This is a genomic window from Pseudomonas sp. TAE6080, assembly GCF_018732265.1.
Taxonomy (GTDB): Bacteria; Pseudomonadota; Gammaproteobacteria; order Pseudomonadales; family Pseudomonadaceae; genus Aquipseudomonas; species Aquipseudomonas brenneri.
In genome coordinates this window covers 1-13,866 of record NZ_JAHIDY010000025.1, presented here as the reverse complement: position 1 = coordinate 13,866, position 13,866 = coordinate 1, and the positions used below count along the sequence as shown (strand labels likewise).

The window sequence follows — 13,866 nt, the reverse complement described above, 5'->3', positions numbered from 1 at the left end:
ATCCGCAGCCCACCGTTACTGCGCAGGTCTCGGCACACCGACTGACCCAGCGTTCTCAGGGAGATGTATTCAACATGCAAGGCAGGCTTTCAAATCGCGCACGACCTTTGGCTTTCACCGCAGTGCTCTGGTTGTGTGGGGTCGCCGTACTGTTCTCTATCAAGGCCGCCGTCGAAGCGGTGCAAGGGCCTATCAGCAAGACGTGGGTCGACTTGACCCTGGTACTCGCCGCCTACCTGTTTTTTTTCCTGCTCGCCCCCCTGCAACAGTGGACTGCCAATCGGCTGCGTAAACGTGCCCGACGCAAAAGCCGTTACGAACAAACCTCATCCTGAGGTCGCGCAACCTGTGCTCTGGGAGTAACCCCTTGTCTGAACCTGGCGAAAACCATCGGCTGGCCCTGGATATCTTCTTGAGCCAGCATCCCGAGTTGCGCGCCGAACTGGACACGCTGAACCCTCTGGCCGCCCAGGCCAAGCGCGAAACCATGGCGCAATACCGTGCCGAACGCCTGCACGAAGCCTTCGAGGCGCAGGCAGAATCCCAGAACCTGTTTGCCTGGGAATTGACGCTGCAACTGATCAGCCAGTCGCCACAGGAGTTCGAGGCCAACCGCCTGGAAGTGCATAAGGAAGTGGCCCAGATGGCAGGCCTGGCGTGGGATGAATACTGTCAGCTCCATGGCCTGTCTGACAGTTCTCCTTAACGGGCACGGCCAGTGGACCTGCGTCCCACTCCCACCACAGAGTGTTCACGCTGTGCAGCTTGTCAGTAGTGATGGTCCATGGCTCGACACTCGGCCTCACCCCACGCTGCGAAACGCACTGGGGCTGAGCCCCGTCCAGCGTTTGAATGCCCGGCGAAAGCTGCGTACGTCACTGTAGCCCACCTCTTGGGTAATACGCTCGATGGACAGGCCAGGGTTACCCAGCAACCCCATGGTCCGGGCGCGACGAGCCTGTTCCAGCAACGCCTCGAATGTCAGCCCGTGGTCGGTCAGGCGCCGGCGCAGTGTGCGCCCGCTCATGTTCAGGTCACTGGCAACCTTTTCCAATTGACTGCCCTGCAAGTCGCGGGAAATAGCGCGCTCTACCGCCTGGATCAGGTCCATTTTCCGGTGTAGCTGGGCACTTTCCAACTCCAGCAGGCCAAGGGCCTGACGCAATGCCAGCGCATGGTGATTCGGCAGGGACACGTCCAGCCAGCGTGCCTCCAGGACCATGCGGTTGTGCAGGCAGCCAAAGTGCACATCGTCACCGAACAAACGTTGATACTCGGCGGCATACAACGGCTGCGCGTGCATGAACTCCATGCGCAATGGCTTGAACTCGCTGCCCACCAGTGTGCGGCCGTAGACCATGAGGCTGGCAAAGAATTCCTCGGCGGCAAACACCTGAACCTCGGCAAAAGGCAACAGACATTCAACCTCGACCATGACCTCCTGCGCGCGTTCATGGGTCCGTGAGGTGGCGATACCGCCGGAGGTGTGTTGGTGCCGCTCGCCCACGGCAAACGCATCGCGCAGGGTCTTGCACAACGAGATGACATGCCCCAGCAGGCCCAGGGTACCCAGCACATTCTGATTGCCGACACACAGGCCCAACCCCTGGTCAGGCAAAACCTTGAGTGCGCGCTGGATCATCGCCACGGCCTGGCGATAGGAAATTCGCAGTGCCGGATCGTCCAGGTCCGCCAGGGTAAACCCCAGGCCACGGCACAGGTGCTCGGCACTGGCGCCCTTTTGTGCGACGACTTGCCCCAGGGTTTGCAGGAGAAACGGTGACACCAGCGCCAATTCGTAGTGTGGATCAACGGTTTTACTGTGCATGGATCTGCGCTTCCCGACGCTATGCCCGGTTATTGTTTTAGAAACATCCTGATAATCATAGGTGCTTGCAAGCTTCGCTGCACTCTGAATGAACAGTGTCCGGCAAAGCCCCCCTATGTGGCCGCCAATACCCTGCCCTCTGGGGCGCCAAGGGCTTATTTCTATGGGCACGGCTCCAATGAGGGCCGGCCCTCTAACAATAATAATGAGCCCAGACATGAACCCGACCCGCGCGCTTGCCGCCCTCCCCCTTGCCCTGGCCCTTATCAGCCTGTCGACCCTGGCCACAGAAGGCGGCGTGGACAATATCGGTACAGGTACCGACGGCTTCTACATCCTGCCACTGGATGTCGATCACCTGCCGGACCACATGTTCGCCTTCAACCTCTACTACAACCACTATGAAGCCACGAAGCTGGATATCAGCTCGCTCGGGGGCAAGGTGCCACAGGTGAAGATCCGCTCGGACGCGATCATTCCGCGCCTGGACTACCTGAGCCCGTTGCGGGTGTTGGGCGGGCGGCTGGGTGGCTACATCGCCCAGCCGTACCTCAAGCAACAAGTGGCGCTGTTTGGCATGTCTGACCAACGTGAAAGCATGGGTGACACAACTATCGCGCCGATTATCCTGTGGGACATGGGCAAAAACCTGACCTTGGCCGCCGCCGTGGAGATCACGGTGCCTACTGGTGAATACGATGCTTCACGCCTGGCCAACACCAGCAACAACTTCTACACCTACAAGCCGCTGGTTTCGGCAACGTGGCTGCCAAACGAGCGCACGGAACTGTCGATCAAGACCACCTACAGTTTCAACAAGGAAAACCACGCTACGGACTACCGCTCCGGGCAGATTTTCCACTTCGATTACTCGGCCAGCTACAAAGTGACCGACAACGTGAGCCTGGGCATCAACGGCTACTACCTCAAGCAGACGACTGACGATAAGCAGTACGGACGCACCGTCACCACTATCTACGGCGAAGCGGTCGACGACGGGGTACGGGGCCAGGTATTTGCGATTGGACCGGCGGTGTACTTCACCTTTCTCAAGTACGCCAGCGGGGAGATCCGTTGGGCCAAGGAGTTTGATGTCGAGAACCGCCCGGAAGGCGACATGTTGTGGGCCAAGCTGACGATTCCGTTTGCATTGTAGGAGCCGGCTTGCCCGCGATGGCCGTTAACGATGACGCTGGGTACCTGACACCCTGCGGTGTTCTAACGGCTGTCATCGCCAGCAAGCCGGCTCCTGCCTGGGATGCGTAACGTTATCCGGTGTATACCGGCCAGCTTTCGACAATTTTGCCGTCACGCACCGCCAGCAGGTCGCCAAACTGCAGGAGCACCGACTCAGTCTGGGTCGGGCGCAAGAACACCTGGTCGTCGACGTTCAAGCCCACCTGCGGCGAGCCATTGACCATCTCCTGGTTGGAACTGCGGCCATACAATCCATTGCTTTGCAGCCCCGAGGGTGACTCGAACTCGGCCATCCAGTTACCGCCATAGATAAAGAACGTGGCGCGCTGGTTGCGATCCCACCAGGACAACAACCGGGACTTGTCGTCCAGTGCAGGAATATTGACCGCCCCCGTGCTTTTGAGGACCGGTGTGGCGATATAGGCCGCTGGCACATGCTCGCTCAGGGATGGCAAATCGTAATGCGTGGGCTTGAGCATGGCTGTGCCCACCGAGACTTCGCTGCTTAATTGCTCCTGCTCATGTATCCGATAGCTGGGACTGCCTGCCGTATTGAGTGTCAGGCCGTCATGCCACAGACCTGCAAACTGCTGGCGGGTAAAGTCGACAAAGGCGTTGTAACGCAGCATGACCTTATCGAACAACGCCTGGGGTGAGCCAAGGATGCCCGGCACGCCCATGCCGACAAACGGGTCATAGCCCATGAAGCCGGCAAACTCCAGGTGCTGCGGGTGCGCCTGGATCAGCCCGAGCATCTGCCCCAGCACCGCGTTATCGCTGATACCGCCGCGATGCAGGCCCACATCCAGCTCGATATTGATCCGCAGCCGTGTCCCCAGCCCCTGGGCCAGCGCCAGGTATTGTTGCAGGCGCTGCGGCGTGTCCAGCAGCCACTGCAATTGCCGGGCAGGATCGAATGGCCCCTGGTGGCGTTGATAGAACAGCTCGGCAGAACGCACCGGCAACGGCTTGCCCAGCAGAATATCGGCGCCTTGAAACACCTGCGCGTCGTGGTTGAGAAAGGGTTGGTGAAAAGACATCAGACGTTGGGTACCCGCACGCTTGGCGATGTAGGCCAGCAAGCCCGGTGCGGGCAGGGATTTTTCCACCAGCCGCAGGTGCTTGCCGCCCCGCCGGACCGATTGCATCACGATGTCGATGTTGTGGTCCAGGCGATCCAGGTCGACCAGCAGCACCGGGCGCATCGGCCCATGGGCTTTGAGCTGCTGGTTCAACTGGCGAAAATACTCACTGTAGGGCGATCCCCGGTCAGTCGGGCGCAGCAACGCTGCGCCCGCCACCAGCAAGGCACCGGCGCCCAGGGTGCCGGCCATGAAGTGTCTGCGATTCATCAGGCAACTCCCAGGATAGATGACAGGTGTGCATTGAGGAATTTGCCATCGGGATCCAGGGCCTGGCGCACCCGAGTGAACTCATTCCAGCGCGGATACAGGGCCTGCAACGTGCGGGCGTTGAGGGTATGCAATTTGCCCCAGTGTGGCCGCCCGGCGTATTTCCAGAAGATCGGCTCGACGGCGGCAAAAAAGTTGTGATGATCCATGGTGTAGTGCTGGTGCACCGAGATAGAGCAACTGTCGCGACCTTCAAACATGCTCAGGGGAATATCGTCAGCCTTGACGTAGCGGTACTCGATGGGAAACCAGGTCCGCAGGTCCTTGTCGCGGATCAGCTTGAGGATTTCCCGCAGGCAGGCCGGGCCGTGCTCAGCAGGCACCGAATACTCCATCTCGTTGAAACGCACATTGCGCACGTTGGCGTAGATTTCGAACGACTCCGCCACCCGCTCCTGGAAACTGGCGAAATAGCGCAGGCTGTTGAGCAACGTACGGCGCGTTTCGGGAAAGTCGCTGGCATATTTGTCGAGGTTTTCGATAATCGATACAAACTCATTGCCACCCTCCTCTGCCGGGTCGATCGGCGGGGTTGGAGCGTCGCTGGTTTCGTTGAGGGCGATGGACAAGGCGTAGTCGGAATGCGTCACCACCAGCATTTCCCAGTGCTGGTTCTCCCGCGTGTTTTTCGCCACGTCCTCCAGCAGCTCTTCAGTCTTGGCGATCCATTGGCGCTCCCGCAGGCGGTAAGGCTCGCGGTTTTGCAGACGCACGCGGGTGGTCACCCCGAGCGCACCCAGTGACACCCGAGCCGCATTGAACAGCTCGCGCTCACGCTCGGCGTCGCAGTCCAGCACCTCGCCCTGGGCCGTGACCAGTTGCAGGCCAGTGACACCGGCGGAATACGAGGTAAACCCAACCCCGGTGCCATGGGTTGAGGTGGCGATGGCACCCGCCAGGGTCTGGTAGTCGATGTCCGCCATGTTCGGCAGCGCCTGGCCGATGGCCTTGAGTGCCGGGCCCATGCGCGACATGGGCGTGCCAGCGGCGAAGGTCGCTTGCAGGGTGCTGGCATCATGGTCGAGCAACCCATTGAAAAAACTCAGCGACAGTAACGTGCCATCTGTCGGCACCAAGGCACTGAACGAATGCCCCGAGCCCACCGGGCGTATCTTGCCCGGAGCCTGGCGAATGACCTGCACCAACTCTGCCAGGTCCTTGGGCGCCAGCCGTTCAAGGGGCAGGCAACTCTGTGCCCCCGACCAGTTGCGCCAGGGTATCAACCGCGGCGCCCGGGCCAACTGGGCCAGTGCCGGGTTACTGCTCATTGCCATGAACGCACCAGCCACGGCCGAGCGCTGTAACAGTTGCCTGCGTGAAAGCACCATCACCTACCCCATTATTCTTATTGGATGTGAACACCGGCCATAAAACTGATCAGCCCCAGGAACTGCTCCTGCGAGCACTGCATGCACAGGCCCATCGGCGGCATACCGTTGTAGCCGTTGAGGGTATGGTCCAGCAGCGTGTCCGCGCCCTGTGCGACACGCGGGCTCCAGGCCTGGCTATCACCCGTCAGCGGCGCACCGGAGGCCGGGTTGGCATGACAGAGCTTGCAACTGCTGTCGTAGAGCTGGGCCAGGGCCGGATCGGAAGGCATCGCGTTGCTCGCTACCGCACGCGGTGGGGGGTGTTGCGATTTGTCGTCACAGGCTGCTAGCAGGCCGAGCAAGGCCAGCAACAGACCCATGCGGCGGGGGGTCGTAGACCACATAGCCACCCTCTCTGTTTTGTGTGTGAAGAGCTGGGTTCACACTAAGTCAGCAGCGGCACGGCGTTGAGGGTATTGGGGGACACAAAGGGGGCTTGGGCGGACAGGATGGGCCCGCCCTTTCATCGAAGGTTCTGGAGCCGCTCCATCAGGTATCGGCCAATAATTGCGCCAGTCGCGGGCGTAGTTGTGGGTGTTCGGGCACGCGCAAGCCAAACGATTCTTGCAGCAGTGCCAACAGTTCCTCGACATCCGTGATCGTGCGCTTGTCGCTGTCACGGCCTAAATGATGAACTGCGTAGTTGCCATTGTTTAACGTGCGCCGTAGGCCAGGCCCGATCAGCGCCACTTTCAACTGTTGGATGAACGGTGAGTCGGGATGAGTCGAGACATACCAGTTGCCGATTTCATAGTCGAAATGCGACTGCGGCTGCAGGTCGAACACGTACAGCCCGCGCCACTCTTGCGCAACCTGCGCCCACAGGGTGTAGCTACCCTCGCTCAAGGTCAGGCGGTAGGGTTCGTGGGTCGTGGCCTGGGGTGCCTGATTGTCCAGTTGCAAGGGGCTGGTCGGCACCATGCCACCAAATGCGACATCGGTGATGTAACGCACACCCTCAAGGGTCACCAGGCTCAGGCGATGGGTACGCGCGGTGTGTGCATCAGGCGGCCCGCCTATCACCACCCGGCCGGTGATTCCCCGCGCATCGAAGCCCAGCTCTTGCAACAACGCGAGGAACATCTGGTTCAGTTCATAGCAATAACCACCCCGCCCCTCGAACAGGATTTTTTCCTCGATCCTGGCCAAATCAAGGGATACCGGCAGCTGCGACAGAACCGAGAGATTTTCGAAAGCGAAGGTCGTGACATGGCGCAATTGCAACTGCGCCAAGGTCTCCAGCGTGGCCGCTGGCGGGGTGTCATACCCCAGGCGTTGCAGGTACAGGCGGCTGTGGGTCAGGCGAGGAGATTCCTGGGACATGGCGCGATCCTTGGGCGCGAGGCGAAGGGGTTCACTAATACCCTTAACCGTGGTCGCTGCCAATACAGATCTGTAGCAACCGAGCGTAGGAATGCGGCACAAACTTTCTGAACCTTTGTGAGCCTGATTGCATCAACTCCATATCAAAACAGGGAGGCGATATGAGCACGGCAACGATCTACACCATCCAATACAGGCTGCATGGCGAACCCAAATCCTTTGTGGTGCGGGCGGAGGTGATGAATAACGCCGAAGCATGGCACTGGGCCAGCTGTGACGCCGGGGTGGCCCACGTCGGGCGTATTGGCCGGCCTGGCCATGAGCGCACCAAGAAAACCACCCGGCCATGGGCGGAAAAGTACGGCATCACCGAGGTTACCTGGATCGCACCCAAGCACTTGTAGCCGGTGAATTGCCAGCGATGGGGTTGTTGAACCTGGCCGATCACCAAGGGCCCCATCTCCGGCATCGTTCAACTTTCCCACGCCCAACCACAAACCATGAGAAGATGCCGCCCCGCGCAATAACCCTACTTGGCTCATGGAGACTGCCCCCCGCATGTTTGAGATCAAACCTGTCGATCCGCAAACCTATCGTCAGCAGACCCGCCGCAGCACATTGATCGTCGCGGTCATCTTCATTGCCCTGGCCATGTTGCTGTCGAGCCTGGCCGTGATGCTGTTTGGCGAGCCCGGCGGCGACAACTTTCGCTTCAATGTCGGTGGTGTGGTGGCTGGCGTCGTGCTGACCATTGCCCTGGTGCGTGGTCCGCTCTGGTCAAAGGCCTGGCTGGCGCCGGCGATCTATGGCTGGCAGCTCAAGCGCAACCTGATGCGGGTGACGAACGTCATGCACAAGGTGACCGAGCGGGCACAGGCCAACGATCCGACAGCGATGAAGCTGCTGCGGTTCTATCACTTGGGACTGACGCAGATGCACGACCTGGATGCCAATTCCAGCGCACAGGTGCAACTGGTCAGCGAGATCGAACAACATAAGGCGCAGATGAAGGCGCTGGGGATCAAGGCAGAACAAACGCGCCTGGACCCGGCGTGGCTGGAGGCCATGAAGGACAGTTGATCTTGTAGGAGCCCGCTTGCGGGCTCCTGCAGGAGGGATCAGACGGCGACGATCACGCTCAGGTCCAGATGCCCATCCTTGAGCGGCGGGCACCAGTAGTAGCCACCGGTCAACGGCGTACTGATGCGGTACAGGCCATCGACAATCCCGTCTTCCAGGCCGCTCATGCGGCGCAATTGGGCCTCAAAGGCGTCGAAAGAGTGACCGAACGCGAGGAACATCAACCCCGCCTGGCCATTTTCCGCCCAAGGCATGGAGCGGCGCACCACAAAGGCTTCGGGGCTGAAGCTCTCCTGGGCGGTGCGCTTGACGTGGGCGGACTCTGGAGCGTCGTCCAGCTCTTCGTTATCGCCATGGCGACGACCGATGATGTGGTCGCGCTCCTGGGCCGGCAGGGCGGCGAAGCCGTCCAGGTCGTGCTGCCATTGCTGGATCGCGGCGAAACTGGCGCCGCTGCCTGCGACTGCGGCTTCGACTGCCGCATCGTCGTGGGGGTTTTCGGTGCCATCTTCGTAGTCGGTCAGGTCGAAGCCGGTCTTGTAGCGGAAACCTTCCGTCATCTGCACCAGGCGAAACGCCGGCGCCAGGGCTTTTTCAAAGGCCCGGCTGCGCAGCAGCAATTCACCCCGGTCTTCACCATGCAGCCAGCACCATAAGGCCTGTTGGGTCGACGGGTTGTTGGCGCCCGGCCCCGAGGTGTGCGGGAAGCTGCGCAGCCCTTCGATGTGCGCGCCGAGTGCCTTGACCAGCGGCTCACCCAAACCCACCACCACTGCCGAGTCGACCAACTGCACCAATGCGTCGAGCGCTGCCGGCACAGCGTCGATGGACTCGACGGTAAAAAACAGATGGCGTGCCTGCAACGGCACCGGTGCGGCAAGAATGCCCGGCTGGTACTGACTCATATGAACTCCTTCAAGAAAGCCGCGTAGTTTACCCGGCACAGCCCCACTGTGCGTAGGGAAATACGTGTAAGCCTTGCAACAGAGCCCTCGGATGGGGGAATCTCTGACCCAAGCTGTGCAACCACTCCAGGGGTAGCGACATGACCACCAATCACCTGCTTGCCAATCTGTTTCCCACCGCCGATGACATTCCCGAACAATTTCGCCTCGCCGCCCCCATCGAGCAACGCGACTACCTGGTCGACGGCCAATTGCATATCTGGGATGGCCCCTTGGCCCAGGTCCGTAGCCCAGTCCAACTGGCGGGCGCTGACGGCGACACTGCGGTGATTATCGGCAGCACGCCGCTACTGGATGCCGAGACCGCTCTGCTCGCCCTCGACGCCGCAGTGCGCGCCTATGACCGTGGCCAGGGCCAATGGCCAACCCTGCGCGTGGTCGAGCGTATCCAGCACGTCGAGGCGTTTTTGCGGCGCATGCGCGAACAGCGCGATGCCGTGGTGAAACTGCTGATGTGGGAAATCGGCAAGAACCTCAAGGACTCCCAGAAAGAATTCGACCGCACCTGCGACTACATCACCGACACCATCAATGCCCTCAAGGAACTGGACCGTCGCTCCAGCCGCTTTGAACTGGAGCAGGACACCCTGGGGCAAATCCGCCGCGTACCCATGGGCGTGGCGCTGTGCATGGGCCCCTACAACTACCCGCTCAATGAAACCTTCACCACGCTGATCCCGGCCCTGATCATGGGCAACACCGTGGTGTTCAAGCCCGCCAAGCTCGGTGTGCTGCTGATCCGTCCATTACTGGAGGCCTTCCGCGACAGCTTCCCGGCCGGTGTCATCAACGTCATCTATGGCAGCGGCCGTGAGACGGTCAGTGCACTGATGGCCAGCGGCAAGGTGGATATCTTTGCGTTTATCGGCACCAACAAGGCCGCCAGCGATTTGAAGAAACTGCACCCGCGCCCACATCGCCTGCGTGCAGCACTGGGGCTGGATGCGAAAAACCCCGGCATTGTACTGCCGGAGGTCGATCTGGATAACGCGGTCAACGAAGCCGTCACCGGCTCGCTGTCCTTCAACGGCCAGCGCTGTACCGCGCTGAAAATCCTGTTTGTGCATGAAGCCGTGGTCGAGCGTTTCATCGAGAAGTTCAACCACAAACTCGCCACCCTCAAACCGGGCATGCCCTGGGAAGACAGTGTGTCGCTGACACCGTTGCCGGAGATAGGCAAGGTCGACTACCTCAACGGCCTGGTGACCGATGCCGCGCAACACGGGGCCAGGGTGGTGAACCCCAATGGCGGTGCCAGCCGTGGCTCGTTCTTCTACCCGGCGGTGCTGTACCCGGTGAACCCGCAGATGCGCGTGTATCACGAGGAACAGTTCGGCCCGGTGGTGCCCATCGTGCCCTACCGCGACCTCGACACGGTGATCGACTACGTCCTGGAATCGGATTTCGGCCAACAACTGAGTATCTTCGGCACCGACCCGGCACAGGTCGGGCGCCTGGTGGACACCTTCGCCAATCAGGTGGGCCGGATCAACATCAACGCCCAATGCCAGCGCGGCCCCGATACGTTCCCGTTCAATGGCCGCAAGAACTCGGCCGAGGGCACACTGTCGGTGCATGACGCCTTGCGGGTGTTTTCAATCCGCACCCTGGTGGCAACCAAGTTCCAGGACAGCAACAAGGCGCTGATCAGCGATATCATTCGTGACCGGGCGTCGAGCTTCCTGACTACCGACTATATTTTCTAACCCCTGTGGGAGCGGGCTTGCCCGCGATGCAGGCACCTCAGTACAGGTGATGTTCTCGCAGGCATGCCTGCTCCCACATCCAGATGAGGCCCTCTTAATCCCGATGAATCTGCCGCCCTTCGCCCGCCGCCTGTTGCGGCCACTGCTCGATCCCTATCGTCGTTATCGTCACGCCAAGCTGATCCACGCCATACGGGTTTCAATCGGCCTGCTCGCAACCATTCTGCTGACCACCGGTATCAACCTGCCCCACGGTGAATGGGCGTCGGTGACCATGCTGGTCGTGATTGGCGGCTTGCAGCATCACGGCAATATCGGCAAAAAAGCCGTGGAGCGGGCCTATGGCACGCTGATCGGTGCCAGCGTTGGCCTGCTGCTGGTGGCGCAGCAGGCTTACCTTGGCCAACCATTGTTGACCTACCTGTTGATGTCAGTGGTATGCGGCTTCTTTTCCTATCACGCCATCGGCAAGGGTGGGTACACCGCGCTGCTATCAGGGATCACCGTGTTTATCGTCGCCGGCCACGGGGATAACCCCCTGTCCGACGGCCTGTGGCGCACCGTCGACATCTTGATCGGCATCGCCCTGGCCCTGGCGTTTTCCTTCGCCCTGCCGCTGTATGCGGTGTATTCCTGGCGCTATAACCTGGCCAGCGCCCTGCGTGATTGCGCCACGCTCTACAGCCGGATCATCAGCGGCCAGTCGGTCACCGATGATGAGCACCTCAAGCTGCTCAATCGCCTGAATGCGGCGATGCTGCAATTGCGTTCGCTGATGCCATCGGTGTCCAAGGAAGTGCGGATCTCCATGACCGAGCTGGACGCGATCCAACGGCATTTGCGCCTGTGCATCAGCACGCTGGAAATTCTCGGCAATACCCGCCCTGATCCACGGGATGAGCAGGCCATGGCGCGCGTGCAGTTGGCGCTCAAGACACAACATCGGCAGATTCGCGTGCAGCTGATCGGGATGGCGCGGGCCCTGCAATCAGGCGCCACACAGCGGTTGGAGCGTACCGGCCAGGCGGTGCCTGATACACAAGCAGCCCTGGAGGCTCCGGTGCACAGTGCGCTGGATGGCTATCGGTTATTGACCGCGCAGTTGGCAGCCAATGTCGACGCGATGCACGCACGATTGGCGAAAAGTGCCAAGGCCTGGAAGATCTGAAGTTTTTAACGCAAAAGTACATTCCTACAATTGTTCTTACATTTTTTTCACGTTTTATTCACATCCCCAGACGTAGTGTGAAGCCTCATCCGTTACAAACGTTGCATATCAAGCCCGCCGCCCCAGCGGGCTTTTTTTTGCGCGCGATTTAATAAGCAGCACGGGAGCTGTCCTGCTCCCGTACTTGCTTGTGTTGAATGGATCAGCGCGCGACTTTACTGCTGGCCGGCATGGTGGACTGTTCGCGAATTGCACGCTGGGTATCGAGTACCCGCGCCAGCGCGGTTTCGGCTTCCGGGCTTTGCTGCGGCACACGAATGGCCGCCGAGACCAGCGTGATCAGCTTGGCCATGACTTCCGCGTCCGTGGCCGGGCGCCCCAGGCTCATGGAGTTCATCAGCAGGCGCAGTTCGGTACCCGCCATCACCCCGGAAATCGCCTTCAGGGCAAATTGCAGACGCACCCCCAGCTCATTGCGCGGCAGGTCGGGCAACGCCAGGGCGAAGGCTTCGAAGAAGCGCTGGAACACTGGCTGGTAGTGGACCTTGAGGTATTCCTGGATGAACGGCGAAGTATCGCTGTAGACCCGGCCGAGGAAGCGGATAAAGGAGCGCCCTTCACCGCTGGCCGGATCACTGCGCTCCAGGCCCATGGCCGGGGCGAACAGAACACCGAGCAAAGTATCGCAATCGAGCGGGCCGTCAGACTCGGCCTCGCAGCGGGCAAGCAACTCCAGGCGCTGCTCGTTGAGCGGCTCCAGGCGCTGCATCAGTAATGTTTTCATCAGGGAGTCCTTGTCCCCGAAATGATAATTTACCGCGGCGAGGTTGACCTGGGCCTTCTCGGTGATTTGCCGCAACAACACGGCGTCGTAGCCGTACTTGATGAAAAGAGCCTCTGTCGCATCCAGCAGTCGAGTCTTGGTTACATTTGGAGCGCTGAGTTTCTTCGCGACCATATAAGTTCCACAGGGGAAATATGTTTTAAAAAAAAATTTGATTTTTTATACCGGGGCGGGTGTGCGAAAGCAAGCAGTGACACTGCACCCTACTATCCAAACGCATTGCTGGTCGCCCTTTAAACGGTTTCCAAAGAGTAGCCCCAGGCGTTTTCCAGCGGTTGGCATCGGCTCTTTCACGCGAAAAACCGCTCTATGTCTGTAGCTGGCGAAGCCGCTGGATCACAGTTACTATTCAAACAATGTTTTTAAAAAAAGAATAAAAACCAGCTGTTGGCAATCGCACCGCAGGCTCTGAAGATGTTACAAATATTTTCAGGATGCGCCGGATTGCCAAAGCGCAAGGCGTAGTCATGATGACAGATACCCCAACGCTCCCAGGCTTTATTTCTCTGCAAGGCATCGGTAAAAGCTATCAATTGGCCGGACAGCACCTGGCCATTCTCAATGACGTCAACCTGTCCATCGCCCGCGGAGAAAGCTGCGGCATCCTCGGCGCCTCCGGTTCCGGCAAAAGTACCCTGCTCAATATCCTCGGCCTGCTGGACCTGCCCGACTGCGGCGCCTATCGCTTCGCCGGCCATGACATTTTCAACGCCACGCCGGATCAACTGGCTGCCATCCGCAACCAGCAGATCGGCTTTGTATTCCAGAGTTTCAACCTGCTGCCACGCCTCAGCGCCCTGGACAATGTCGCCCTGCCCCTGAGTTATCGCGGCGTATCGCGCCAGGAGTCGGTGGCGCGCGCCCTGCATATGCTGGAGCAGGTAGGCCTGGCCGAACGGGCCCATCATCGCCCCGCCGACCTGTCCGGCGGCCAGCGCCAGCGGGTGGCGATTGCCCGGGCCCTGGTGGGCGC

The 13,866-nt window shown here is 60.2% G+C and carries 15 protein-coding genes; 8 read left to right on the top strand and 7 right to left on the bottom strand.

From position 1 onward, the window contains the following. Positions 1 to 74 precede the first annotated feature (74 nt). Positions 75 to 335 carry a hypothetical protein gene (locus tag KL786_RS18545; protein WP_215518537.1) on the top strand — a complete coding sequence of 87 codons (261 nt, stop codon included), beginning with the start codon at positions 75 to 77 and terminating at the stop codon, positions 333 to 335. A 32-nt stretch (positions 336 to 367) separates the two neighbouring features. After that, complete coding sequence (locus KL786_RS18540; protein ID WP_215518536.1) at positions 368 to 706, top strand: DUF6388 family protein; 339 nt, start codon at positions 368 to 370, stop codon at positions 704 to 706. Positions 707 to 802: 96 nt separating this feature from the next. Here the strand turns inward: KL786_RS18540 and KL786_RS18535 are convergent, their stop codons facing one another. Beyond that, a complete protein-coding gene (locus tag KL786_RS18535) occupies positions 803 to 1,828 on the bottom strand; it encodes an AraC family transcriptional regulator (protein ID WP_215518535.1) in 1,026 nt (341 codons plus the stop codon). A gap of 217 nt (positions 1,829 to 2,045) precedes the next feature. Here KL786_RS18535 and KL786_RS18530 point away from each other — a divergent pair, with 217 nt between their 5' ends. Next, positions 2,046 to 2,984 (top strand): SphA family protein, encoded by a 939-nt coding sequence (locus KL786_RS18530; RefSeq protein WP_215518534.1) that lies wholly within the window; start codon positions 2,046 to 2,048, stop codon positions 2,982 to 2,984. A 112-nt stretch (positions 2,985 to 3,096) separates the two neighbouring features. Here the strand turns inward: KL786_RS18530 and KL786_RS18525 are convergent, their stop codons facing one another. The 4 genes from KL786_RS18525 to KL786_RS18510 all read right to left on the bottom strand — a co-directional run bounded on the left by KL786_RS18525 (position 3,097) and on the right by KL786_RS18510 (position 7,130). Then, on the bottom strand, positions 3,097 to 4,308 hold the full coding sequence (locus tag KL786_RS18525) for a DSD1 family PLP-dependent enzyme (RefSeq protein WP_215518595.1): 1,212 nt from the start codon (positions 4,306 to 4,308) through the stop codon (positions 3,097 to 3,099). A gap of 68 nt (positions 4,309 to 4,376) precedes the next feature. After that, a complete protein-coding gene (locus KL786_RS18520; protein WP_215518594.1) occupies positions 4,377 to 5,705 on the bottom strand; it encodes a D-arabinono-1,4-lactone oxidase in 1,329 nt (442 codons plus the stop codon). Positions 5,706 to 5,782: 77 nt separating this feature from the next. Then, on the bottom strand, positions 5,783 to 6,151 hold the full coding sequence (locus KL786_RS18515; RefSeq protein ID WP_215518533.1) for a c-type cytochrome: 369 nt from the start codon (positions 6,149 to 6,151) through the stop codon (positions 5,783 to 5,785). A 145-nt stretch (positions 6,152 to 6,296) separates the two neighbouring features. Beyond that, complete coding sequence (locus KL786_RS18510) at positions 6,297 to 7,130, bottom strand: arylamine N-acetyltransferase family protein (protein ID WP_215518532.1); 834 nt, start codon at positions 7,128 to 7,130, stop codon at positions 6,297 to 6,299. A 161-nt stretch (positions 7,131 to 7,291) separates the two neighbouring features. On the opposite strand from KL786_RS18510, the gene KL786_RS18505 reads away from it, so the two are divergent. Then, a complete protein-coding gene (locus tag KL786_RS18505) occupies positions 7,292 to 7,534 on the top strand; it encodes a DUF6555 family protein (RefSeq protein WP_032861322.1) in 243 nt (80 codons plus the stop codon). 154 nt (positions 7,535 to 7,688) lie between these two features. Then, positions 7,689 to 8,210, top strand: a complete 522-nt coding sequence (locus tag KL786_RS18500; protein WP_065943113.1) for a DUF3087 family protein — start codon at positions 7,689 to 7,691, stop codon at positions 8,208 to 8,210. Positions 8,211 to 8,248: 38 nt separating this feature from the next. Here KL786_RS18500 and KL786_RS18495 read toward each other — a convergent pair whose 3' ends face one another. After that, positions 8,249 to 9,115 carry a Dyp-type peroxidase gene (locus KL786_RS18495; RefSeq protein WP_215518531.1) on the bottom strand — a complete coding sequence of 289 codons (867 nt, stop codon included), beginning with the start codon at positions 9,113 to 9,115 and terminating at the stop codon, positions 8,249 to 8,251. Positions 9,116 to 9,255: 140 nt separating this feature from the next. Between KL786_RS18495 and KL786_RS18490 the strand changes: the two genes are divergently transcribed. Continuing rightward, on the top strand, positions 9,256 to 10,881 hold the full coding sequence (locus KL786_RS18490; RefSeq protein ID WP_215518530.1) for an NADP-dependent glyceraldehyde-3-phosphate dehydrogenase: 1,626 nt from the start codon (positions 9,256 to 9,258) through the stop codon (positions 10,879 to 10,881). 103 nt (positions 10,882 to 10,984) lie between these two features. Next, positions 10,985 to 12,049, top strand: a complete 1,065-nt coding sequence (locus tag KL786_RS18485) for an FUSC family protein (protein ID WP_215518529.1) — start codon at positions 10,985 to 10,987, stop codon at positions 12,047 to 12,049. A gap of 202 nt (positions 12,050 to 12,251) precedes the next feature. Here KL786_RS18485 and KL786_RS18480 read toward each other — a convergent pair whose 3' ends face one another. Then, on the bottom strand, positions 12,252 to 13,007 hold the full coding sequence (locus KL786_RS18480) for a TetR/AcrR family transcriptional regulator (protein ID WP_215518528.1): 756 nt from the start codon (positions 13,005 to 13,007) through the stop codon (positions 12,252 to 12,254). A gap of 353 nt (positions 13,008 to 13,360) precedes the next feature. Between KL786_RS18480 and KL786_RS18475 the strand changes: the two genes are divergently transcribed. Next, a partial coding sequence (locus KL786_RS18475; protein ID WP_215518527.1) for an ABC transporter ATP-binding protein occupies positions 13,361 to 13,866 on the top strand: 506 nt, incomplete at its 3' end.